At 65.5% G+C, this 24,455-nt stretch carries 19 protein-coding genes; 8 read left to right on the top strand and 11 right to left on the bottom strand.

Translation table 11 applies throughout. The features are described 5' to 3' along the window. From BSY18_RS01580 to modA, 6 genes are all read right to left on the bottom strand, one after another. Positions 1–1,530, bottom strand: a complete 1,530-nt coding sequence (locus BSY18_RS01580; protein ID WP_069049438.1) for a monovalent cation/H+ antiporter subunit D — start codon at positions 1,528–1,530, stop codon at positions 1–3. After that, positions 1,527–1,913, bottom strand: coding sequence for a Na+/H+ antiporter subunit C (locus BSY18_RS01575; protein WP_069049437.1), 387 nt, complete (start codon positions 1,911–1,913; stop codon positions 1,527–1,529). Before BSY18_RS01575 ends, BSY18_RS01580 begins: the two co-directional genes overlap by 4 nt. Next, positions 1,910–4,762 carry a monovalent cation/H+ antiporter subunit A gene (locus BSY18_RS01570; protein WP_069049436.1) on the bottom strand — a complete coding sequence of 951 codons (2,853 nt, stop codon included), beginning with the start codon at positions 4,760–4,762 and terminating at the stop codon, positions 1,910–1,912. The genes BSY18_RS01575 and BSY18_RS01570 overlap by 4 nt, the downstream gene beginning before the upstream one ends. 150 nt (positions 4,763–4,912) lie before the next feature. Continuing rightward, positions 4,913–5,623 (bottom strand): sulfate/molybdate ABC transporter ATP-binding protein, encoded by a 711-nt coding sequence (locus BSY18_RS01565; protein WP_069049435.1) that lies wholly within the window; start codon positions 5,621–5,623, stop codon positions 4,913–4,915. Beyond that, positions 5,616–6,281: a molybdate ABC transporter permease subunit gene (gene modB, locus BSY18_RS01560; RefSeq protein ID WP_069049434.1), complete on the bottom strand. Its 666-nt coding sequence runs from the start codon at positions 6,279–6,281 to the stop codon at positions 5,616–5,618. The genes BSY18_RS01565 and modB overlap by 8 nt, the downstream gene beginning before the upstream one ends. Before the next feature lie 6 nt (positions 6,282–6,287). Beyond that, the gene (gene modA / locus BSY18_RS01555) at positions 6,288–7,088 is read right to left on the bottom strand and encodes a molybdate ABC transporter substrate-binding protein (protein ID WP_236823427.1); all 801 of its coding nucleotides are present in this window, start codon (positions 7,086–7,088) and stop codon (positions 6,288–6,290) included. Positions 7,089–7,201: 113 nt separating this feature from the next. Between modA and BSY18_RS01550 the strand changes: the two genes are divergently transcribed. Both BSY18_RS01550 and BSY18_RS01545 read left to right on the top strand, forming a co-directional pair. Next, on the top strand, positions 7,202–7,576 hold the full coding sequence (locus tag BSY18_RS01550; RefSeq protein WP_069049433.1) for a winged helix-turn-helix domain-containing protein: 375 nt from the start codon (positions 7,202–7,204) through the stop codon (positions 7,574–7,576). 99 nt (positions 7,577–7,675) lie between these two features. Then, positions 7,676–8,401, top strand: a complete 726-nt coding sequence (locus BSY18_RS01545; protein ID WP_442856567.1) for a superoxide dismutase — start codon at positions 7,676–7,678, stop codon at positions 8,399–8,401. 33 nt (positions 8,402–8,434) lie between these two features. Here the strand turns inward: BSY18_RS01545 and BSY18_RS21605 are convergent, their stop codons facing one another. Further along, positions 8,435–9,667, bottom strand: coding sequence for a GGDEF domain-containing protein (locus BSY18_RS21605; RefSeq protein WP_069049431.1), 1,233 nt, complete (start codon positions 9,665–9,667; stop codon positions 8,435–8,437). A 250-nt stretch (positions 9,668–9,917) separates the two neighbouring features. Between BSY18_RS21605 and BSY18_RS01535 the strand changes: the two genes are divergently transcribed. Continuing rightward, positions 9,918–10,919, top strand: a complete 1,002-nt coding sequence (locus BSY18_RS01535; RefSeq protein WP_069049430.1) for a sensor histidine kinase — start codon at positions 9,918–9,920, stop codon at positions 10,917–10,919. A 3-nt stretch (positions 10,920–10,922) separates the two neighbouring features. On the opposite strand, the gene BSY18_RS01530 is transcribed toward BSY18_RS01535, so the two are convergent. The 3 genes from BSY18_RS01530 to BSY18_RS01520 form a co-directional block, all read right to left on the bottom strand. Continuing rightward, the gene (locus tag BSY18_RS01530) at positions 10,923–11,366 is read right to left on the bottom strand and encodes an RrF2 family transcriptional regulator (protein WP_054133398.1); all 444 of its coding nucleotides are present in this window, start codon (positions 11,364–11,366) and stop codon (positions 10,923–10,925) included. 63 nt (positions 11,367–11,429) lie between these two features. Continuing rightward, a complete protein-coding gene (locus BSY18_RS01525; RefSeq protein WP_069049429.1) occupies positions 11,430–13,946 on the bottom strand; it encodes a penicillin-binding protein 1A in 2,517 nt (838 codons plus the stop codon). 215 nt (positions 13,947–14,161) lie between these two features. Further along, positions 14,162–15,373 (bottom strand): N-acetylmuramoyl-L-alanine amidase, encoded by a 1,212-nt coding sequence (locus BSY18_RS01520; protein ID WP_236823426.1) that lies wholly within the window; start codon positions 15,371–15,373, stop codon positions 14,162–14,164. Positions 15,374–15,963: 590 nt separating this feature from the next. Here BSY18_RS01520 and BSY18_RS01515 point away from each other — a divergent pair. Then, a complete protein-coding gene (locus BSY18_RS01515; protein WP_069049427.1) occupies positions 15,964–18,888 on the top strand; it encodes a ribonuclease E/G in 2,925 nt (974 codons plus the stop codon). Positions 18,889–18,997: 109 nt separating this feature from the next. Here the strand turns inward: BSY18_RS01515 and BSY18_RS01510 are convergent, their stop codons facing one another. Beyond that, positions 18,998–20,467: a hypothetical protein gene (locus BSY18_RS01510; RefSeq protein ID WP_069049426.1), complete on the bottom strand. Its 1,470-nt coding sequence runs from the start codon at positions 20,465–20,467 to the stop codon at positions 18,998–19,000. 156 nt (positions 20,468–20,623) lie between these two features. On the opposite strand from BSY18_RS01510, the gene BSY18_RS01505 reads away from it, so the two are divergent. The 4 genes from BSY18_RS01505 to zapE all read left to right on the top strand — a co-directional run bounded on the left by BSY18_RS01505 (position 20,624) and on the right by zapE (position 24,317). Continuing rightward, complete coding sequence (locus BSY18_RS01505; RefSeq protein ID WP_069049425.1) at positions 20,624–21,631, top strand: phosphoribosylglycinamide synthetase; 1,008 nt, start codon at positions 20,624–20,626, stop codon at positions 21,629–21,631. Between the two features lie 240 nt (positions 21,632–21,871). Further along, entirely contained in the window at positions 21,872–22,654 is a 783-nt protein-coding gene (locus BSY18_RS01500) for a succinate dehydrogenase iron-sulfur subunit (RefSeq protein WP_054133405.1), read from the top strand. Positions 22,655–22,761: 107 nt separating this feature from the next. Continuing rightward, the gene (locus BSY18_RS01495) at positions 22,762–23,190 is read left to right on the top strand and encodes a PaaI family thioesterase (RefSeq protein ID WP_069049424.1); all 429 of its coding nucleotides are present in this window, start codon (positions 22,762–22,764) and stop codon (positions 23,188–23,190) included. Further along, positions 23,187–24,317 (top strand): cell division protein ZapE, encoded by a 1,131-nt coding sequence (gene zapE / locus BSY18_RS01490; RefSeq protein ID WP_069049423.1) that lies wholly within the window; start codon positions 23,187–23,189, stop codon positions 24,315–24,317. Before BSY18_RS01495 ends, zapE begins: the two co-directional genes overlap by 4 nt. Positions 24,318–24,455: the final 138 nt, after the last annotated feature.

Raw genomic sequence — 24,455 nt, 5'->3', positions numbered from 1 at the left:
TCACGGCTCCCCCAGAACGGCACGGACCGCCGATGCGCTATCGAGGATCTGGTCCGCAGCGGCGGCGCCATAGGCGGTGCCCGCCCCCGCGCCGATCGACCAGGCGGCGAGCAGCGCGAGCGTGATGACGGGCGCGACCATGTCCGCGCTGGAAACGACCGCAGGCTCGGCGCCATCGGTGGGGGGGATATCCTTCCAGAAGATCGCGCTGCCGGTGCGCGCAAAGCCGATGACGCCGATCAATGTGGTCGCCAGGATCACGCCCCAGGCCCAGCCCCAGACACCTTGCCAGCCCGGCGTATCGACGATCGATTCGAGGATCAGCAGCTTGCCGATAAAGCCCGACAGCGGCGGCAACCCGGTCGCGGCGATCGCGGCGGCCATGAACATCAGACCGACCGTCTGCTGCTGACAGAACGCAGGGCCAGCGCTCGCGGTATCGGCAAAGCTCGCCCGGCGACGCGCGACGACATCTGCGACAAGGAACAAGGCTGCGCCTGCCAGCGTGGAATGCACCAGATAATAGATCACCGCGGTCAGCGTGTCGGCCTGCCATCCGGCCACCGCGATCAGCAGCGTCCCGGTCGATCCGATCACCGCATAGGCGGCCTGCTCGGAGAGGCTGCGGGCAACGAATACTCCGGCAAAGCCCACGATCGCGGTGATCGCGGCAGCGGGCAGCAGATAGGGCGCGGGCGCCCAGGCGGCAGCGCCGGCACCATCGCCGAAGATCTGCGGCACCACCCGGATGATCGAATAGACCCCGACCTTGGTCATGATCGCAAACAGCGCCGCGACCGCGGGCGTGGTGACCGCATAGGTGCGCGGCAGCCACAGATGCAGCGGCACGATGGCCGCCTTGAGCGCGAAGACGCTGACCAGCAGCAGCGCGGCTATCCGCAGCAGCCCCTGGTCATCGGGCCCCAAGGCTGCAACCCTGAGCCCCATGTCTGCCATGTTGAGCGTGCCGGTGAGCGCATAGAGCAGCCCCAGCGCGATCAGGAACAGCGACGATCCCACGATGTTGACCACGACATATTGCACGCCAGCCTTCAGCCTAGCGGGGCCCTGGCCGTGCAGCATCAGGCCATAGGATGCGATCAGCAGCACCTCGAAGAACACGAACAGGTTGAACAGGTCGCCGGTGAGGAACGCGCCGTTGAGGCCCAGCATCTGGAACTGGAACAGCGGGTGGAAATGCCAGCCATTGCGGTCCGCTCCGGTCAGCACGGCATGCACCAATGCGATCAGCGAGACCGTCGCGGCCAGCGTCAGCATGATCGCCGACAGCCGGTCGACCACCAGCACGATGCCGAAGGGCGCAGGCCAGTTGCCCAGCGCATAGGTGCGGATGGTGCTATCCCCAGCCTGGACCAGCAATGCCAGCGCCGCGATCAGCATCGCCGCGCAGGACAGCAGCGAGATCGCCGTGCCCAGCGTTCGCTTGCGGCGCATCACCATCACCGCAAAGGGCGCGGCAAGAGCCGGGATGACGACGGGCGCGATCGCCAGATGCTGGATCAGGCTCATGCGCGCGGTCCCGGCGTGGTTTCGCCGCTGGCGTCGTCAGCGGGCGTGCTCGGCGCATCATCGCCATCGACCTGATCGCTGCCGGTTTCAAGAAAGCTGCGCAGCGCCAGCACCACCGCAAAGGCGGTCATGCCGAAGGTGATGACGATCGCGGTGAGCACCAGTGCCTGGGGCAGCGGATCGGTATATGCGGTCGCCGTTTCGGACAGGATCGGCGGAGCGTTGAGCGTCAACCGGCCCGAGGCGAACAGGAACAGATTCACCGCATAGGAAAACAGCGTCAGCCCGAGCACCACCTGAAACGTGCGCCCGCGCAGCACCATATAGATGCCGCCTGCCACCAGCACGCCAATGGCGCTCGCCACGAGGAATTCGAGCGTCATGGCGCGTCATCCTGCTGCTGCGCTTCGACCTGCGCGGCGTGCGCGCGGGCAGCGCGCTGAGAGATCTGGCTGAGCTGCGCCAGCGCCTGCATCACCGCGCCGAAGACGACCGCGAAAACGCCGATGTCGAACAGCAGCGCAGTGGCGAGCTCGACCTCGCCGACCAGCGGGATATGGAAATAGCCGAACGCGCTGGTGAGAAAATTGGCGCCGAACACCAGCGAGCCCAGCCCCGTCGCCATCGCCACCAGCACGCCGGTGGCGATCAGCATGTGTTCGCCGACCTTGCGCCGCGCATCGGTCCAGTCAAAGCCCGAGGCGAGATATTGCAGCAGGAACGCGATCGCCACCACCAAAGCGGCGATGAACCCGCCCCCGGGCTGGTTGTGTCCGCGCAGGAAAATGTAGATGCCCACCGCCAGCACCAGCGGCAGCAGGATGCGGGTTGCCATCACGAACATCAGCGGATGGCGCTCGGGCGAATGCGGCATGTCCTCCTGCCACGAGCGCAGCCGCGCCGCCGCCGCGCCGCGCGCGGTGGTATCGAGCAGCGCATAGATCGCCAGCCCTGCAATCCCCAGCACGATGATCTCGCCCAGCGTGTCGAACGCGCGGAAATCGACCAGGGTGACGTTGACGACATTGGTGCCGCCGCCGCCCTTGTAGCTGTTGGCGAGGTGATAGCTCGAGATCGGGTCATTGGGGTTGCGGGTCAGCATCGCCCAGGCTGCGCCGCCCACCCCCAGACCGCCGCCGATCGCGAGCACGGCATCGCGGATCCGGCGCGGCTGGCTGGAGAGCAGCGGCGGCGTCTTGGGCAGCAGGTTGAGCGCCAGCAACAGCAGCAGGATCGTCACCACCTCGACCGAAATCTGGGTGAGCGCCAGATCGGGCGCGGAGAAATGCACGAAGGCGAGCGTGATCACGAGGCCGATGACGCTGATGTAGATCAGCACCACGAAACGCTGGCGCTGTGCCCGCAGCACCGCGATGGTCGCCGCGATCAGCAGCGCCCAGGCGATGATCGCCACCACCGATGCCGGCTGGCCGGGGCGCGTTCCGGTCAGGCTGCCGCCGCCGGCCACAGCGCCCTCGATCACGCTGGCCACCACCACGGCAAAGGTCATCAGCAGCATCCGCTGCAGCGATGGGGTATGCGTCGCGACGATCAGCGTGCGCACCTGCGCATCGGCAAAGGCCATCGCCCGGTCGAACATGGCCTTGGCATCGAGATGGCCGACCGATTCATACGCGCGCAGCAACCCGGCATGCCGCCACAGCAGCAGCGCACCGATGGCAACGGCGGCCATGCTCATCGCCAGCGCCAGGTTGACACCGTGCCACAGCGCCAGCCCCAGCGGCGGGGCCGCATCGCCGATCACCACCCCGGCGACCGATGCGACCAGCGGCCCTGCCAGCGCCATCGGCACCAGCCCGAGCAGCACCGCCAGAACCATGAGGAAGGCGGGCGAGGCCCACATGCCGGCGCCCGGATCATGCGCGCGGGCATGCGGTTCGGAATCGCGCGGCGCGCCGAAGAACAGGTGCACCGCCAGCCGCAGCGAATAGGCGACCGACAGCGTCGCGGCGATCGTCGCCACCACCGGCACCAGCCAGGGCAGCCCCAACAGAGCGATGTGCAGCGTCTCGTCGAGCATCATCTCCTTGGAGATGAACCCGCCCAGCGGCGGCAGCCCCGCCATCGCAGCGGAGGCGAGCGTCGTCACGATCGCGGTGATCGGCATCACCTTGGCAAGCCCCCCCAGCCGCCGGATATCGCGCGTTCCGGTTTCGTGGTCGACGATCCCCGCCGACATGAACAGCGCCGCCTTGAACGCTGCGTGGTTGAGAATGTGGAGCACCGCGGCGACCGCCGCCATTTCGAGCGAAAAGCCCAACAGCATCACCAGCAGGCCGAGCTGGCTGATCGTCGAATAGGCCAAGATGCCCTTGAGATCGTGCTTGAACAGCGCCACCCAGGCGCCCAGCAGCATGGTGATGAGCCCGACGCTGGTGACGATGACGGTGTACAGATCGGTCCCCGCCAGCACCGGCCACAGCCGAGCGAGCAGGAACACGCCTGCCTTCACCATCGTTGCCGAATGCAGATAAGCGCTGACCGGGGTGGGCGCTGCCATCGCGTGCGGCAGCCAGAAATGGAACGGGAACTGCGCCGACTTGGTGAAGCAGCCGATCAGGATCAGCACCAGCATCACCGGATAGAGCGGCGAGGCCTGGATGATGTCGCCGCGCTGCAGGATCGTCATCAGGTCGAACGATCCGGCGATGGTGCCAAGCAGCACCATGCCCGCAATCAGCACCAGCCCGCCGCCGCCTGTGACCGCCAGCGCCATGCGCGCGCCCTGGCGCGCTTCTGCCTTGTCGCGCCAGAAGCCGATCAGCAGGAAAGATGACAGGCTGGTCAGCTCCCAGAATACCAGCAGCAGCAGCACGTTGCCCGACAGCACGATGCCCAGCATCGCGCCCTGGAACAGCATCAGGCTGGCAAAGAAGCGCCCCGTCGCCTCGCCGCTGGCGAGATAGAAATGACCGAAGATCACCACCAGCAGGCCGATCCCCAGGATCAGCCCGGCGAACATCAGCCCCAGCGGATCGAGCATCAGCGAGACATCCAGCCCGATGGCCGGGACCCAGGGCGTCGACACCGCGGGAACCTCACCGCCGATGACCCGTCCGGCAAGCCCCAGCACCAGCGCCAGCCCCAGCGCGCTGCCCGCTGCCGCCAACCCGCTGTGCACCGCTCGCCCCGCCCCGCTGCCGATCGCGATCAGCAGGGCGGCGAGAAACGGCAGGATAACAAGCGTGTAAAGCGTCAACGGGACTGCCATTGCCGGGCCGAAATGCTCCTTAGGGGGGATAAAGCCTGGGGGTGGGCGATATCGCTGTTCGCTTTGTCCTAGCCGCAGGCAGCCGCGACAAACAAGGAAAACTGGTCAGAAAACGACACCGGCAACGCGTGGCAATGCCGCCTTTTGCCCTTATTGCGCCATCCAACGCGCGAGCTGGGTGTCCGGATCCGATCTGAACGCTGCACGATCGAGCGCCTCGACCATGCGCCCGTCGATCACCAGACACAGCCGGTCGGCGATGCGCGCGGCATCCTCGATATCGTGCGTCACCATGACGATCGGAAGATCAGACAGCGCGCGCACCGCCTCGATCGAGCGGTGCAGCTGACGCCGGGTGGGGTGATCCACGGCGGAGAACGGCTCGTCGAGCAGCAGGATGTCGGGCTTGCGAGCGAGCGCGCGCGCCAGCGCCACGCGCTGCTGCTGCCCGCCCGAAAGCTGCGCGGGGCGCCGATCCTCAAGCCCTTCGAGCTGCATCTGGGCAAGCAGCCGCTGCGCCTCGGCTTCGCGCTTCTGGGCGCCGATGTCGAGCATCGCCTCCATCACGTTCTGCCGGGCAGTCATGTGCGGGAAGAGCGCATAGGACTGGAAGACGAACCCGACGCGGCGATCGCGCGCGGCAAGATCGATCCCGGCGGCGGTATCGGCCCAGACCTGGCTGTTGCACACCACTTTGGCCTCGGTGGCGCGATGCAGCCCGGCGATGCAGCGCAGCACGGTGGTCTTGCCCGCGCCCGACGGCCCGACCAGCGCGACCGTCTCGCCGCGCGCGACCTCGAGCCGGAAATCGAGCGGAATGGGGGCGTCCTGGCGCAGGGCGATGGCGAGCGCTTCAGCCATGTCGGCGCCCCCGCTGCGACAGCACGAAAGTCATGCTCACCGTGGCCAGCGAGATCGCCATCAGCACCAGCGCCATGCTGTTGGCGCCCTGCATGTCGAACCCCTGCACCCGGTCATAGATCGAGAGCGCCAGCGTGCGCGTTTCGCCGGGGATCGACCCGCCGACCATCAGCACCACGCCGAACTCGCCGAGCGTGTGCGCAAAGCTCAGCACCGCACCGGTGAGCAGCCCCGGCCAGGCCAGCGGCAGCTCGATCCGCCACAGGCAGCGCCAGCTGGAATGGCCGCAGGTCGCCGCCGCATCGCGCAGGTCCTGGCTGATCGCCTCGAACGCGCGCTGCGCCGGTTGCACCGCAAATGGCAAGTTGACGATCACCGAGGCGATCAGCACCGCCTCGAAGGTAAACACCAGCCCGTCTCCGAACAGCGCCTGCCAGGCGCGGCCGATGGGCGAAGACGGCCCCATGCCGGAGAGCAGGTAAAAGCCGATCACCGTGGGCGGCAGCACCAGCGGCAGCGTCACCAGCGCCTCGATCACCGCCCTGCCCCGAAACCGGGTGCACGCCAGCCAACGCCCCAGCAGCAGCGCGATCGGCATCAGGATCAGCACTGTCATGCCCCCCAGGGCCAGCGAAAGGTTGAGCGCCTGCCAGTCCATGCGCGGTCAGTTGGCTGCGCTCGGCAGCGCAAATCCGTGACGATCGAGGATCGCGCGCGCAGGCGGCTGGTCGATATAGGCGTAGAAGCGCCGCGCGGTCTCGTCCGCCGAGCGCATCAGCACCATGCGCTGGCGCAACGGCGCGTGCAGTTCCGCCGGGATCAGGGCAAAGTCCGCGCGCGCGCCGAGCGCTGGATCCTGCACCAGCGACCAGGCGATGATCCCCCCCTGCGCCCCGCCATCGATCGCGAACTGCAGCGCCTGCGAGACATTTTCACCCAGGACCAGATGCGGTTCGAGCGGTTGCCACAGCCCCGCCTGCTCCAGTGCCTCGCGCGCACGTCGGCCATAGGGCGCGTGGTCCGGATTGGCGATGGCGAAGCGGCGGATGTCGCCCCGGGCCAGCGCCTTGCGCAGTCCTTCCAGGCCTTCGTCCACCTTCAGCGGCGAGGCCTTGGGGGCGATCAGCGCGAGCCGCCCGACTGCATAGAGCCGTCCCTGATCGGTGGTCCTGCCCGCCTTGGCGAGATCGAGCACATACTCCTCGTCTGCCGAGAGAAACATGGCAAAGGGCGCGCCCTGCTGAAGCTGGCGGTAGAAGTTGCCCGACGATCCGAACAGCAGATCGACCTTGCGCCCGGTGTCGCGCTCAAAGGCCGCCGCGATCTCGGTCAGCGCCAGCCGCAGATCGGCGGCGGCGGCAATACGCGGCGGCGGCGCGGGCCTGTCGCACGCCGTCAGCGCCGCGCAGGACAACGCCACACCGGCCAGCACCCTCATCCACATTCGGCCGATCAGGACCCGCATCGTCGCACCTCGCATCAGGCGATATGCTTTGCGGCATACATCGCTGGCTGGCAAGCCGTGAGTGCGGCGGCAGCATTGGAATTGCGCGCATAGCGATGCTAATGCGGAGGACGATGACCAGCCCGTCCCACTCCCCGCTCAAGATCAAGGCACAGGTCTATCTCGACGGCGCAATCGCGATCGGACCGGGCAAGGCGGCCCTGCTCGACGCGGTGCAGCGCGAGGGATCGATCGCCGCTGCCGGACGCAGCATGGGGATCAGCTATCGGCGTACCCGCGATATGATCGACACACTCAACCGCTGTTGGGGAGAGCCCGTCGTGCTCACCGAAAAGGGCGGCAGGACCGGCGGCGGATCGCGGCTTACCCCGCGCGGTCAGCAGGTGCTTGCCGCCTATCGCGCGCTAGAGCAGGCGCTGAACCAGACCGCGGCGCACCATGCGACCGCGCTTGTCGGCCTGCTGGGGCAGGTCGAGCCGGACATCTGATCCTGCAGGGCCGATGAAAGCCCTTGCTCCGCTGGCCGGGCGGGATATCGTCCGCGCCTGACTGCAAGATCGCTACCCCAAGGAGTTCGCCCGATGCGCATGATCCACCCCCTTCTGTCCGCTCTTGCCCTGGGCATGGCGGCACCGCTGGTCGCCCAGACGGCTCCTGCAGCGGCGCCCGCCGCCGCGCCTGCGCCTGCGCCCGCAGCCTTCACGCTGCCCGCTTTGCCCTATGCTCCGGATGCGCTGGAACCGGCAATCGATGCGCAGACCATGACCATCCACCATGGCAAGCATCACCAGGCCTATGTCGACAATCTCAACAAGGCGGTGGCGGCGGATGCCGCGCTGAAAGGCATGACGCTCGAGCAGCTGGTCGCCAAGGCCGGGACATTGCCCGCCGCCGTGCGCAACAATGCCGGCGGGCACTGGAACCACGGCTTCTTCTGGAAGACCATGGTGCCGCCTGCGCAGGCGGGAACCGCCTCGCCCGCGCTCACCAAGGCGATCACCGCGCAGTTTGGATCGATGGACCAGTTCAAGGCGGCGTTCAAGGCGGCGGGCACCGCGCGGTTCGGATCGGGCTGGGTGTGGCTGATCGTCAAGCCGGACGGCAAGCTGGCGATCACCTCCACCCCCAATCAGGACAATCCGCTGATGGATGTCGCCGAGGACAAGGGCCTGCCGATCCTGGGCAACGACATGTGGGAGCATGCCTATTATCTGAAGTACCAGAACCGTCGCGCAGACTATCTCGACGGCTGGTGGCAGGTGGTCAACTGGGGCGAAGTTTCGCGCCGGTTTGCCGCAGCGTCGAAGCGCTGATCCTGGGGCCCGGCGGCAGAAGGCAGAGGCGCGTCAGATCCCGCGCCGGGCTGCCGGTGCGGACCTGATTGCGCGGGCTGATCCCCCGCCGGACTTGGCCCCCGCATTGACACTGGCACTGGCACTGGCACCCGTACCTGCGCCGACCTGACGCCGGATCGACGCCCATTGCTTGGCGCGATACAATTCGCTGTCCGCATCGCGCATCAGCGCCTCGAGACCTGCGCTGTCGTTGGGGCCATGCGCGGTGCCGACGCTGGCGGTGATGACGATCTGCTGATTGCGATATTGATACGGCAGCGACAGCACGGTCTGCACTGCACGCTTGAGCGCGTCGCTGTCGCTTGCCGTTTCGATCAGCAGCGCAAATTCGTCGCCCCCCAGCCGGGCGACGCAGCTGGCGTCCTGGCAAAGGTTGCGCAGGCGCTCACCCGCCTGGACCAGGATCGCATCGCCGGCGGCATGGCCGAACGCGTCATTGGCCTGTTTGAAGCCATCCAGATCGATCATCACCAGCGTCACGCGCCTGGCACCTTCGGGCGCTGCAGGCGCGGAGGCGAACTGCGCGCGGAACGCCCGGCGGTTGGCAAGCCCGGTCAGCGGATCGGTTTCCGACAGCATCTTGAGCTCGTGGCGCAGGAGCAGGCCGCTGACGATCTCGTTGAAGCTGTTGACGATCAGCATCAGCGTCAGCGCCGAGACGATGACGAAGCAGACCCCCATCGCCTGCACGCCGATATCGGGCGACTGGACCATGATCGTGAGCATCGGCGTCAACGCCACGATCACCACCCCCATCGCGACCCTGGGCATGCTGGTCAGGCACACCGCCCCGGCAAAGGTGATCATGAAGATGAACACCGGCGCCAGCACCCGCCGCGTCTCCGGCGTGTCGAAATAGGCATCGACCGTCCACAGCCCGCCCACCAGGCCCATCCCCAGCGCGATCCAGGTGGTGGATTTGAGGTAGCGGCGAACCTTGTCGATGGCGACCGGCACGCCGCGGCGGCGGTACCACACCAGGCAGCGACAGCAGCCCAGCACGATGAACCCGCCCGGCAGCAGCAGATGGTACATGATGTCGAACCCGCCGCCAGAGGCGGCTCCGGCCACAACCGCGACAAGCGCGATCGAAAAATACAGTATCGGGACGATCGATCCAAGCCGGGTATACTGCAGCAGGGCAAGTTCATCGCGGATATCCGGCGCAAGGTTGCCACCATCGGTCGCAGCCCTTGCCCGCTGCCATGCGGCGCGGATGAACATTGTCAGACGATCAAGAATGAACCATCCCCCGGGCACTTTAGATTTCAGTGTTTTGACTATGGCTTGCCCAAGGTAAAAGCCGGGTTAACTGGCGGCGGCGCGATCGGCCTGGCCCAAGAGTGTGATCCGGTGGCAACGGTTCGGCGCACGAACCAAAACGTCGCTTGCCCAGACTTTCCCCACCCCCTAGAAAGCGGAACCATCATCCCGGCGGACGACCCAGCCCCGGTGCTCGCGGATCCTTACAGGCATGAACAGATTTGTCAGCGCGGGGGCCATCTTCAGGCGCGATGCCGGCATGGGTTACGGTCTGGCGATCGTCACCTTCGCCGCCGCCCTGCTGTTGCGCATCTATCTGCGCGATACCCTGCCGCCGGGCTTTCCTTTTCTCACCTTTTTTCCCGCGGTCATCATCACCGCCTTTCTGGCGGGGCTGCGTCCGGGACTTTTGTGCGCGACGCTCTCGGGGCTTGCGGCATGGTATTTCTTCATTCCTCCGCTCAACAGCTTCGGTCTTGATGGCGCGAGTGCGATCGCGCTGGGCTTCTACATCTTCATCGTCGCGGTCGACATCACGCTCATCCATCTGATGCACAGCGCGGCAGACGATCTGCGCGGGGAAAAGCAGGTGACGCAGGCGCTGTATGACCAGCAGCGCACGATGTTCCAGGAACTGCAACATCGCGTCGCCAACAACATGACCTTCGTCGCGGCGCTGCTGCATCTGCAGAAGCGCAAGGTCACCGCCGACCCGTCCACCGCCAGCAGCGCGCTCGACGAGGCGCAAAGCCGGATCGAGACGATGTCGCGCATCCACCGGCGGCTTTATGATCCTGCATCGGTCGACCTACCGGTGGCGCAGTATTTTCAGGAAATCTGCTCTGACCTGCTACAGGCGACCGGGGCCAAGAACATCGTGTGCATGGTCGACATGCCCACGATCCGGCTGGACATCGCGCGGCTGACCACGCTGTCGCTGCTGGTGACCGAACTGGTGACCAACAGCCTCAAGCACGCCTTCGCCGACAACGGCGGCACGATCACGCTGAAGCTGGAGCAGCTAGACCCTGCGCGGCTCGCGCTGACGGTCAGCGACAATGGCAGGGGCCTGCCCAAGGGAGTCGATCTGGCCGATAGCAAGGGGCTGGGCACGCGCATCGTGCAGTCGCTCGCGGCGCAGCTTGGCGGAGAACTCAAGTCGGTCACCGGGGCGGGTGCAGGCGCAGCCTGGCGCGTGGTGTTCGCCGCCTGACGGTCAGTCGGCGATCGCCGGATCCAACGCCGCCACCGGCGGGATCGGGTCGGCCAGCGTGATCTGGTCCAGGATCACAGCGGTTTCATCGCGCACCTTGAGCATCAGCGCACGCAAGCGGCATTCATCCTCCGCCAGGCAATTCTTGCACTTTTCATAGGCATAGCGGCTGGCGCAGGGCACCAAAGCAAGCGATCCACTGGTGATCCGCACGATGTCGCCATAGCGGATGTCGACCGGCGCGAGCCCCAGGGTGTAGCCGCCATCCTTGCCGCGCTGCGAATGCACCAGCCCGGCGCGCGCCATTTCCGAAAGGATCACGGTCAGGAACTTGGGCGGGATGTTCTGCGCCTGCGCGATATCCTCCAGATGCACCAGCCCTTCGCCGTAATGGTCGGCAAGGTGCTGAAGCGCACGGATGGTGTATCGGACTTTCTGGCTGAGCATGTCCGCATTGGCGTACGCGGCACCCGGCCGATTTTCAATGCTTTTGGTAGAGTGACCGCGAAATCAGTAAATTCCGCCCTGCTGCTGCAGGAATTCGCTGTCGCTGCGCGGGCGTGCTGCCGGACCGGCGCGCTTCTGCACCGCCTTGACCGCTGCCATTTCCTCCTGCCGGATGGTGCGGCGTGGCTCGGTCTCGGGCTTGAACGCTTCCCAGATCACCGCCGCCTTGGCCTCGTCGCCCGGCCAGGCGCCATAGACCCTGCGGCCCGACCGGCGATCGATGCGGACCATGCGCGTGCCCGCAGGCGCACGGAATTCGGTCACCGGCATGTCGGGCAGAACCTGTTTGGCGAACTGCTTGAACACCGGCGCGGCCAGCCTGCCGCCCTGGGCATAGCCGCCCATGCTGCGCGGCTTGTCGAAGCCCAGATAGATGCCCGCCACCATATCGGGGGTGCCACCTACGAACCACACGTTGGTGGGTCCGCTCGAGGTTCCGGTCTTGCCGAACATCGGGCGCTTGAGGTCGGCAAGGTTGGTCGCGGTGCCGCGCGTAATCACGCCCTCGAGCATGTGCACCACCTGATAGGAGGTGATCGGGTCGATGATCTGGCGTCCGCGCGGGGTATAGCGCGGCATCGGCTTGCCATCCCATTTGGCCATGTTGCAGCCCTCGCAGGTGCGCGGATCGGAGCGGAAGATAACCTTGCCGCGGCGGTCCTGCACATAGTCGATCATCGTGGGCTTGAGCTCGCGACCGTGGTTGACCAGCATCGAATAGGCGTTGGTGATCTTCATCACCGTGGTGTCGCCCGCACCCAGCGCGATCGAGAGATAGGGCTTGTAGTCGCCGATGCCGACCGCCTTGATGGTTTTCACCACATTGGTCATGCCCGCATCATTGGCGGCGCGCACCGTCATCAGGTTGCGAGACTGTTCGAGGCCCCAGCGCATCGTCTGCGCGCCCGCGCCCGCCGATCCGCCGAAGTTGCGGAAGCATTTGTTGCCCAGGCTGGCCGACTGATAGACGCAGAAGGTGCCGTCGACGATCTGGGTCGCGGGCGTCATGCCGTTGTCGAGCGCGGTCGCATAGACGAACGGCTTGATCGTCGAGCCCGGCTGGCGATCGGCCTGGGTCGCGCGGTTGAACGGGCTGATCTGCGAATCGAAGCCGCCCTGCATCGCATAGACCCGGCCCGAGCGCGGGTTCTGCACGACCATTCCGCCCGAGATTTCGGGCACATTGCGCAGTGCGTAAGTGTCGCCCGCCATCGGCGCCACGGCGATGATATCGCCCGGCTTCATCGAATCAAACGCGGTGCCGCCCACGCGTTTGCGCGGCATGGTCGCGGTCGAGCGCGGCAGCACGCCCTTGTCGCCATTGGCAAAGCCGATTTCGGCGGCACTTGCGGACTTGTCGATCACCACCGCAACGCGCCAGTTTTCATAATCGATGTCGATATAGGTCGAGGCGAGCGTGGAGGCCCATTGATCGCTCATCTCGATGGTGTTGAGCGGGCCGCTCCAGCCGCTGCCGCGGTCATAGCGCAATAGCGCATCGCGCAGCGCCTCGGTGGTGGCCTTCTGCATCGCAGGGTTGAGCGAGGTGCGCACCCACAGCCCGCCGGCATAGACGCTGTTCTTGCCGTCCTCGGCCTTCTCGCCGAACTTCTCGACCAGCTGGCGGCGGACTTCCTCGACGAAATAGCCGCCGATCTTCTCATAGCCGTCACCCGTGCGCGCAATGGTGCCCAGCGGTTCGGCTTGCGCCGCAGCCATCTGCGCTTGCGTGATCCAGCCATTGGACTGCATCGCGCCCAGCGCCCAGTTGCGCCGCTCCAGCGCGCGCTCCATGTGCACTTCGGGCCGATAGTTCGACGGCGCCTTGGGCAGGATCGCGAGATACGCGGCTTCGTGCAGCTTGAGCTCGCCGACGTCTTTGCCGAAATAGGCGCGCGCCGCCGCCTGCACGCCATAGGCGTTGCGGCCGAGATATATCTCGTTGAGGTAGAGCTCGAGGATTTCCTGCTTGGTCAGCACATCCTCGATGCGATAGGCCAGGATCGCTTCCTTGATCTTGCGGGTGATCGAATATTCGTCGCCCAGCAGCAGGTTCTTGGCGACCTGCTGGGTGATCGTCGATCCGCCGCGCGCGCGCTGGCCCGACCCGATCTTGGTCACATAATCGAACACCGCAGAGGCAAGGCCCGGATAATCGAGACCGTTGTGCGAGAAGAAGTTCTTGTCCTCTGCCGACAGGAAGGCCCGGATCAGCGGCAGCGGATAATCCTTGTACTGCAACTGCACCCGGCGCTCGCGCGCATAGCTGTTGATGATCTCGCCATCGACACCGCGCACCATGGTGGGCAGGTCGGGTTCGTAATCGATCAGCGTATCGGCAGACGGCAGATCGCGCGCAAAGATCACCCAGATCAGGAAGATACCTACCAGCGCGGCAGCCAGCAGATAGGCCGCCCAGCGCACCCAGCGCTTGGTCCACGCATCGCGCATCAAGGCCAAGGCCCCGTCTCCGCCGCGCCGCACGCTATAGGCGATATCGCCGTTCTCACCTTCGCTCATGGCAGCGCGGTTAGCACATCATTCCTGAATAATGCCAGAGCGGATTGGGCGGCACGAGACGGGTCGGGCCAGGGCGGCAGATCAGCCTGCTGCCCACCAATCATTCCTTGTCATCGTCACCCCTGCGCACGCGGGGGTCCGACGTCCATGCGTCACGGCGAGCAAAAGCGGGATTCCCGCCTTCGCGGGAATGACGGAAGCGGGGTGTAATGCCCTCAGCGCGACGCCAGCTTGCGGGCGAAGAACACCGTGATCGCCTGGCTGACCGACTCCGCGATCCGGCGGCGATAACCCGACGAATTGAGCAAGGCGACATCGTCGGCATTGCTGACATAGCCCGTCTCGAGCAGCACCGAAGGGACATCGGGGGCCTTGAGCACCATCAGCGAGGCGAAGCGGTGGGAATCGGTGCGGAAGTTCATCTTGTCGTCACCCTCGCGCCGCAACAGCCGGGCAAAGTCTGCCGACAGGTTCATCGTCTCGCGCTGGGTCAGATCGATCAGGATCGACGAGACATCGGAGGGTGCATCGGCCAGGTTCACCCCGTTGAGGATATCCGCCTTGTTCTCGCGCGCCGCAAGCCGGGCGGCCTCGCGATCGGAGGCAACCTCGGACAACGTATAGATCGTCGCGCCGCGCGCGGTCTGCGAGGCCGCAGCGTCGGCATGCACCGAGATGAACAGGTCCGCCCCCAGCCGCCGCGCGATGCCATAGCGTTCCTGCAGCACCAGGAAGCTGTCGCTGTCGCGGGTCAGCGCCACCCGCACCCGCCCGCTCTTGAGCAGTTCGTCGCGGATGGCCTTGGCGATCTGCAGCGTGACCTTGCTTTCGTGCGTGCCATCGTGCGGGCTGATCGCGCCGGGGTCATGCCCGCCGTGCCCCGCATCGATCACCACCAGCGGGCGGGACTTGTCGTTGGGCCCTTCGATCCTGGGCAGCGGCGGTGCCTTGGCGGGCTTGGGCAAAGGGATGCGCACGCTGTAGCGGCGCGGCGGCGGCTCCGCGCGAAACTGCGCGGGCGGCACGAACGACTGGCGCGAGGCGGAAAGCACGCCGCGCAATTGCGACGAGCCCACCTCTGCCACAGAGAGCGTGAGGCTGCGGCCATCTTCGGAGAAGGTGCCCGAACTGATCATTGCGGGCCGATCGAGATCCAGCACGATCCGCGCGGTGTCGTTGTCATACTGTGCCATGCGCACGGTGCGGAACAGCCCGGTCTGGTTGAGCGCGCGCGATCCTGCGGTCGCGCCCTTCACATCGATGGCGATGCGGTCGGGCCCGCTCAGCACGAAGCTGCTCGCGCTTTCGATGACATCGTTGAAGTGGAGCACGACCTGGTTGGCGCGCACCTCGACATCGGACACCTCGCCCGCCTGCGCGGGCAGGGCACATGCCATCGACGCGCAGATGGAGGTGAGCCACAGCATGCGCCTCTTATGCCCCCGGCGCGATTGTCCGGTCCAGTGCAATTTCATGTTCCCCGGATTCCTGCCTGTGTGCTTGATGAAGGCAGGATTAGGGTTAAGCGGGAAAAACCCTGTGAAACGATCTGGTTAACAGGAATTTCAGCATGATTGCGCGGGATGCTGCATGATCAGATGGCGCACGTGCGATTGTGCGTTGCAATATTAGCCGGCTCCCCGCCTTGACGAGCTTTTTGTTGCTGTATTCACAAAGCGATGCTAGCAAAGCTATGCGGCTCATTGGCTTAACACGCCATGCCCGCATTCAATGACAGCATTGCGGACGCATTTCGCCCCCGGTGCCGTATCATCAGGTTGACGCTTTATGGGTTTGAATACCGCCTTTTCCGCGACCCCGCTTTCGGGCGGTTGGCTGCGGAAAAGTGTTGCGGCCAGTGCGCTTGACGCCCTGCGAACCTGTGAAGCAGACACAATCCTTCTTGCAACAACCAGTTTGCGCAACGCCCCGGATCTCCGGGGTGGCAGCGCCCTAACAAACAGAAGCGCAGCGACCCGGCCGGTTCCGCCCGGTGCGCGCGCACGGAGAATATTGAATGACAACGCGCATGTTGATCGATGCGCGCCACCAGGAAGAAACCCGGGTGGCGGTGCTCAAGGGAAACCGGATTGAGGAATTCGATTTCGAATCTGCCGAACACAAGCAGATCAAGGGCAATATCTACCTTGCCAAGGTAACACGGGTCGAACCTTCGCTGCAGGCAGCGTTTGTCGATTATGGCGGCAACCGCCACGGCTTCCTCGCCTTTTCGGAAATCCATCCCGACTACTACCAGATTCCACGCGAGGACAAGATTGCCCTGCTCGCGGAAGAAGCCCGTCACGCCAAGGAAGAAGCCGACGCGCTTGCTGCCGAGGAAGAGGCCGATGATGCCGCGGGTCATGGCGAGGACACCGACTACAATGACGGCCTGTCCGACGACGGCCTGATCGAAGCCGATGACGAGCCCATCGTCGCCGAAACCCTGTCGGGTGACAGCGATGGCGAGAGCGAAGGCGACGGCGAGTCCGACTCCGAAGGCGAAAACGCCGAGGACGCGCGCGAGAGCGATGGCGAAGGCAACGGCAACGGCCGCAATTCGGGTCGCCGCAAGCGTCGCGATGGCCGTGGCGGCAAGGCCAAGGCCAGCGACGAGGCGCGCACCAACCGCATGGCGCTGCGTCGCCGCTACAAGATCCAGGACGTCATCCAGCGTCGCCAGGTGATGCTGGTGCAGGTCGTCAAGGAAGAACGCGGCAACAAGGGCGCCGCGCTCACCACCTATCTCTCGCTCGCAGGCCGCTATTGCGTGCTCATGCCCAACAGCGCGCACGGCGGCGGCATCAGCCGCAAGATCTCGAACGCGTCGGACCGCAAGCGTCTGAAGACAATCATCGCCGAGATGAAGCTGCCCACCACGATGGGCTGCATCGTGCGCACCGCCGGCCTTTCGCGCACCAAGCCCGAGATCAAGCGCGACTTCGACTATCTCGCACGCCTGTGGGACGAAATCCGCGAAAAGACGCTGAAGGCGTCGGCGCCCGAGATCATCCACTCGGACAGCGATCTGATCAAGCGCGCGATCCGCGACATCTACAACCGGGATATCGAGGAAGTGCTGGTCGAAGGCGAAGCGGGGTACCGCGCCGCCAAGGACTTCATGAAGCTGCTGATGCCCAGCCATGCGCGCCGGGTGAAGAGCTATGCCGACCCGGTGCCGATGTTCCAGCGTTACGGCGCCGAGGACCAATTGTCGGCGATGTACGAACCGGTCGTCCAGCTCAAATCGGGCGGCTATCTGGTGATCAACCCGACCGAAGCGCTCGTTTCGATCGACATCAACTCGGGCCGTTCCACCAAGGAACACGGCATCGAGCAGACCGCGCTCAGCACCAACCTCGAGGCCGCGCGCGAAATCGCCCGTCAGTTGCGCTTGCGCGACATGGCTGGCCTTGTCGTCATCGATTTCATCGACATGGAATATGGCAACAACGTCCGCAAGGTCGAGAAGGCCATGCGCGATGCGCTGAAGAGCGACCGTGCGCGCATCCAGGTCGGGCGCATCTCGGGCTTCGGCCTGATGGAAATGAGCCGCCAGCGCCTGCGCACCGGCGTGCTCGAGGCATCGACCCGCACCTGCCCGCATTGCGACGGCACCGGCCTGGTGCGGACCGCATCGTCGGCGGGCCTGTCGGCGCTGCGTCTGCTGGAAGAAGAGGCCGCGCGCGGCCATGGCAGCCTGATCACGCTGCGCACCAGCCAGGAAGCATCGATCTACGTGCTCAACAACAAGCGCCGCGATCTCGCCGAGATCGAGGAACGCTTCGGCGTGCGCATCGAAATTCTGCCCAATGGGGAGAATGAAGGCGCGAAGATGGAAGTGACCGCCAGCGGCCCGCGTCCGGAAAAGACCGTGACCTTCCAGCCGATCATCGACGACGATGACGACGAGGAAATCGAAGACGATATCGACGAGATCGAAGAAGAGGAAGAAGCAGCGCCGCGGCGCGGCCGGGGTGATCGCGGAAATCGCGGCAACCGTGGTGATCGCGGTGATCGCTCCGAGCGTGGCGAGCGGGCAGACCGTCCCGAACGTGCTGACCGCCCCGAACGCGCAGATGGCGAAGAGCGGACCGAACGCGCGCCTTCGCAGCGCACGGCCGAGGAAGGCGAAGGCGGTCGCTCCAAGCGGCGCCGCCGCCGTCGCGGCAAGCGCGGCAAGCGCGATGGCGACACCGCTCTCGACGAAAACGGCCAGCCGGTTCAGACCGAAGCCTCATACGACAATGGCAACGAGGCGGATTTCGCCAGCGAAGCCGGCGCCGAGGCAACGGGTGAAACCGACGACCAGCGCGAAGACACCGGCACAGACGAGGCGACCACTGCCACGGACGATGGCGGCGAAGCCAAGCCCCGCCGTGCGCGGCGCGGTCGTCGCGGTGGTCGTGCCCGCAAGGGCGGCGAAGGTGATACGGGCGGCGATGCATCGGACGAGGCATCGAGCGATGCCGAAGCCGGCGGTGCATCGGCCGACGAGGCTGCACCCATGATCGAAGCGTCACCGGCCAATGCCGATGTCGCGATCGCGGATGCTGCACCCGAGACCGAAGACGCCGCTGAAGCGCCTGCCGAGAAGCCCAAGCCCAAGCGAAAGTCTCGCGCCAAGAAGCCGGCAGCCGAAGCAGAAGCTGCGACCGAGGTTGCCGCAGAGCCCGAAGCTGCTGCAGCATCCGAGACCGACGCGGAAGCCGCACCGGAAGCGGAAGCCAAGCCCAAGCCCAAGCGCGCACCCCGCAAAAAGGCTGCGCCCAAGGCCGAAGCGCCGTCCGAAGCGGTGACAGACACCGCGCCTGCGGCCAAGGCTGCGGATGATGCGGACGCACAGCCGGTAGCTCAGGCGGCTCCTGCGGCTGGCCAGCCCGCCGCAGACAGCAACGAGCCGACGCGTCGCGGCTGGTGGCAGCGCACCTTCGGCAACTGAGCCTGAGGTACAAATGATCGATTGGCGGTCGTTCCCGGACATATCCGGGAACGACCGCCGATGATCGCATTTCAATTCATGATTTCAGCCCATCGGGCCGGGCAAGGCGTCAGCCCAGCGCAACGCGCGCCGTGCCGAACGCCTGTGCGATCGCGTCCATGTCCTGTGCCAACGCGCGTTCGGCAGCATCGGCGGGCAGCGCGGCCAGCGCCACGATCTGCGGCATGGAAATCCCCACGCGCAGCGTCCCGCGGACCTTGCCCGCCATGTCCAGCCCCTGGAACCGCGCGCATTTGACCGGCTGACCCAGCCGCACCGACGCCCCCATCATCGCCATCTGGATCGCGGTGGCACCTTCGAAATCGATCGCGCCGCTTTCGCCGCTGAGGTCTATCGTGGTCAGCGTGCGCATCTCGATCGGGTGGCTGCCCGCCTGCTCGCGATCCCCAATCGGATAGGGCAGCACCCGCGCCCCGCCGATGCGCTCCACCAATTGCAGCGATGCGGTGCGGAACAGTTCGATAATCCGGGCGACATCGCTGAACGCTAGCGCCTGAAAGCGCTCGAGTTCGAACAGCGCCGCCTCGAGACGCACCGTGAGCCCGGCATTGCCGCCATCGGGGAGCTGATCGGCACCCGCCCAGCGGGCTGGCAGTTCTGCACGGCGGAAGATCGTCGCCATCCCCTCACCCAGCGGTGCGATGCGCGCGGCGATCGCCTGCGGAACCAGCGCGAAGCCCGAGAACGGCGCCCCGCCCATGAACTTGGATCCGGTGAGCAGCACCACTGCGCCGCGCGTCAGATACGCCGCGATCGCCGCGCTGGTGATCCGCGCCTGGCACGCGTCGACGACAAAGCCGATGCCATCGCCATAGCGCGCGATCAGCGCGTCGATGTCGTCGAGATGCGGCAGGATAAGCCCCGTCTTCGACCCGTGCACCACGTGCAGCAGCGGGAACTGATCGTTCGCCAGCGCGCGCTCGATCTCGCTGCGCATGCCAGCGACGATAACGCCGCTGTCGAAGGCATCACCAAAGCCGTTGCGTACCGAAATTTCGGTGAGCGACACAGGCGCCAGCCCCGGCACCGGCGTGCCCTTGGTCGTCGGTACACCCAGGGCCGTCTGTGCGGCGAAATACTGGCCGTGCGCGCTCAGGATGCAACCGCTGCCGACCTCGTCCGCGCCCAGCAGTACATTGTGGATGCCGCCGCGCGCGCGCCCGGCAAAGGCCTGCAGCGCAATGTATTCAAGGTCGGTGCCCGATGCGGAAAAGGCGATGTCGGTGCCCGATGGCAGGCTGTAGGCCCTGGCGAGCCGCTCGCGCACTGCATCGAGATGCCGCGCATAATCGGCGCCTGCCATGTCCGGGGTGATACCGTTGTGCGCGACGAATGCGATGAGGTGCTCGAACGCCGGCGCCGAAATGTCGTTCGCGGTCGATGATGCATAGGTCACCGTCTGCCGCGGGAACGGCGAGGAGTGATATTTGTTGGTGCCATCAACATGCGCCGGGACGATACGCTCGTCTCCGCCCAGCGTCAGAAGGTGGCTTACAGCCTTGTTTGGTTCGTGTTCCATCAAACGGTACTTTCGCTGCGCCCCCGAAGCGGATATGGGCGCGCCTATAGGGGTGTTGGCCGCAATGGCAAGTTGTCTTGGGTCATTCGCCCTGCCTGAAGGAACCCCGGCCCGGGCTGCTGGCCCCCGGATGAACAACGAAAGTGTGCCTTTTCAGTGACCCAATACCCTGCCCCGCTCACCATCGATGCCAAGGCGCGCGAAACGCTGAAGGTCCTGTTCCTCGCCAAGCATGCGCTGGGCGATGGCTCGCTGCATCCCGAGGACGGCAACCACGCGGTCTACCACAACGAGGTGCGCACCATCCTGGAAGGGCTATTCGACAATCTGCAGGTGGGCAACCAGTACGCGATGCTGTTCGATCCGCCTGAGGTCGACTTTGTCTTCTCGCTGCTCAACCGCGGCGGGTTCGTCAATTCCGAGATGCTGGTGCCCTTGCTGTGCAACCGCAGGAACCTGCCCTATCTCGGCGGCAGCCCGATCCTGCGCGGCCTGTCCGATGACAAGCATCTCTCCAAGCTGGTGGCGCGCGCGCGCGGGTTGCCGACGGCCGACTGGGCGATCTATCGCAAGGGCGGCCCGGTCGACGAGAAGCTCTGCCCGATGGCCGAGCGCATGGTGATCAAGCCCAACGCCTCGTCGGCGAGCTGGGGCGTGCGCGACGCGGGCGACTGGGCCGGCGTGCGCGACGCGGTGGCGGCGATCCACGAGGAAGGCCATGACGCGATCGTCGAGCCGTTCCTTACCGGCAGCGATGTCGAGGTGCCGGTGGTGACCATCCACGGCAAGCCCGTGATCCTGCCGATGATGCTGTTCGAGCAGGCCGATCCGACCCATCTGCGCACCTATTGGGAAAAGCGCGATCTGGTCGAACGTGCGAGCAAGTACGAACTGGTCGACTTCGATGGTTCGCCCTTCGAGGCCGCCATCGCCGGGCACACCGCCAACCTCGCGCAGGAGTTCGTGCCGTTCGACTATGGCCGCTACGAGTTTCGGCTGGACCAGGACAAGGGCGAACTCAACTTCCTCGAGGTCAACCTCAACTGCAACCTGTGGTCGCAAAAGGTCTTCGGCCGCTCCGCCGTCCGCGCCGGATGGACCCAGGAACAGCTGATCGAGACGATCGTCGCAGAGAGCCTGCGGAGCCATGGGCTGATGGGGTAATTTCAGGTCCAATCCTCTCCCGGAACGGGGAGGTGGCAACCTGAAAGGCTGACGGAGGGGAAGCGTTCTGGTGGATCATCAGATGCAATCCCGCTTCCCCCCACCGCTACGCGGCCCCCCTCCCCAGGGGAGGATTTTCCATGATCCCACCTTTTTCGCGCGCGCTTCCCTTCTGCCGTTGAGCCTGCGCGCTAAAGTGTCTATCTAGGCGCTGGACGCACAGATTGACGAGGGATTTCCATGGCTACCTTTACGCTTCCGGCGAACAGCAAGATCACTGGCAAGGGCCAGGCGTTTCAGGCGAAGACCGGGGGCCGGACCAAGAAATTCAAGGTCTATCGCTATGATCCCGACAGCGGCGAGAACCCGCGCTACGACACGTTCGACATCGATCTGGACGATTGCGGCCCGATGGTGCTCGACGCGCTGATCAAGATGAAGTCCGAGCAGGACTCGACGCTGACCTTCCGCCGCTCGTGCCGCGAGGGGATCTGCGGCTCGTGCTCGATGAACATCAATGGCCGCAATGGCCTGGCCTGCACCACCGCGATCGAGGATTGCAAGGGCGAGGTGCGCATCACCCCGCTGCCGCACATGGACGTGATCAAGGATCTGGTCCCCGATTTCAGCCATTTCTACGCGCAGTATGCCTCGATCCGCCCCTGGCTGCAGACCGTGACGCCGGTGCCCTCGGGCAAGGAGCGGCTGCAGTCGCCCGCCGACCGCGCCAAGCTCGACGGCCTTTACGAGTGCATCCTGTGCGCGTGCTGCTCGACCAGCTGCCCGAGCTACTGGTGGAACTCGGACAAGTTCCTGGGCCCCGCCATCCTGCTGCAGGCCTATCGCTGGCTCGCCGACAGCCGCGACGAGATGACCGGTGAGCGGCTCGACGAGCTGGAAGATCCCTTCCGCCTCTATCGGTGCCACACGATCATGAACTGCGCCAACGTCTGCCCCAAGGGCCTCAACCCCGCGCGCGCGATCGCCGAGATCAAGAAGATGCAGGTCGAACGGCACGTCTGACCAGTTTGATTGTCCCTCTCCCGGTGGACGCAGACTCGCCTTTGGTTCTGGACGGCGTATTGCCTGATGAATTTGCCCTCGGACCAGACCCGGACCACCCGGGCTGGATGCGGTGGGAGCTGCGAGAAAAAGGCCGCTACAACAGCACTCTGGGGCCGATGTCGGTGATGCAGCGCGCGGACGGCACCGTCGTCGTGCGCACCGTCCCCGGCCACCTGCAAGGCAACCTTGCCGACAACGTCCATGGCGGCGCGATCCTGACCCAGGTGGATATCTCGATGTTCGTCTGCGCACGGCTCAACGGATCGCTGCGCGAAGGCCCGGGCGTGACGCTCGACCTCAGCACACACTTCGTGGGCGCCGGCAAGGTGGGCGTACCGATGGACTGCGAGGTCGAGATCATCAAGGAAACCGGGCGGATGCTGTTCCTGCGCGGACTGGTCAAGCAGCAGGGCATCAGCATCTGCGCTTATACCGGCACGATCCGCAAGATGCCGGGTCGCAAGATGGGTGCACGCAGCGGATCACCGTCATGACCGGCACGCTCGCCCGCTATGACGCGCTGGTCAGCGCAGGCGAACTGCGTCCCGATCCCGACCAGCGCGCCGCCGCGGTACGATTGCAGGCAATGCAGGATGCGCTACAGGCCGTGCCGCCGCGTGGATCGCTGCTCTGGCGACTGATGGCGATGCAGCCCCAGCCGCAGCCGGTGCGCGGGCTCTACATGTTCGGCGGCGTCGGGCGCGGCAAATCGATGCTGATGGACCTGTTCTACGAATCGGTCGACATCCAGCGCAAGATCCGCGTCCACTTCCACGAGTTCATGCAGGACATTCACGCACGGCTCAGGGTCGAGCGCGACAAGATGCAGGGTGACCCGATCCCGCCGGTGGCCAAACAGTTCAGCGACAATTACCGGCTGATCGCGTTCGACGAGATGGTGGTCAACAACTCTGCGGACGCCATGATCATGTCGCGGCTGTTCACCGCGATCATCGAATCGGGCGTCACCGTTGTCGCCACCTCCAACCGCCCGCCCGACGACCTCTACAAGGACGGGCTCAACCGCGAGCATTTCCTGCCGTTCATCGCGCTGATCAAGCAGCGGCTCGACGTGCAATCCTTGAACGGCCCGACCGACTATCGGCTCGAGCGATTGTCCGGCACCAACACCTGGCACGTCCCCAACGGCCCCGCCGCCACCGCCGCGCTGCGCGAAGCCTTCTTCCGCATGACCGATTACTCGCCCGATGATGCCGCGCACGTGCCCAGCGGCGAGGTCGCGATCAGCGGCGGGCGCAGCATTCACGTGCCCAAGTCGCTGAAGGGCGTCGCGGTGTTCTCGTTCAAGAAGCTCTGCACCGAAGCCCGCGGAGCGCCCGACTATCTCGCCATCGCCCGGCGCTATCACACCGTGTTCCTGGTCGGCATTCCACAATTGGGCCCCGAAAACCGCAACGAAGCCGCGCGCTTCGTGACGCTGATCGACGCGCTCTACGAGATGAAGGTCAAGCTGATCGCTTCTGCTGATGCCCAGCCAATGGACCTGTATTCGAGCGGCGATGGCCGTTTCGAATTCGACCGCACGATCTCGCGGCTGATGGAAATGCAGTCGGACAGCTATCTCGCACTGGGCCATGGCGAGCGCGCTGGGGCGGGGTAGCTTGGTTTAGCTGGCGGCGGGTTTGGGGCTGACCTTGAGCTCGGCCCAAAGGCTGGATTTGGGGCTGACCTTGAGCTCGGCCCAAAGGCTGGATTTGGGTGGATAGCAGACGCTTGCAGGTGCATGTGATCCCTACCT

It is taken from the genome of Blastomonas sp. RAC04 (assembly GCF_001713435.1).
Lineage (GTDB): Bacteria > Pseudomonadota > Alphaproteobacteria > Sphingomonadales > Sphingomonadaceae > Blastomonas > Blastomonas fulva.
This window is presented reverse-complemented; position numbering and strand designations above follow the sequence as displayed.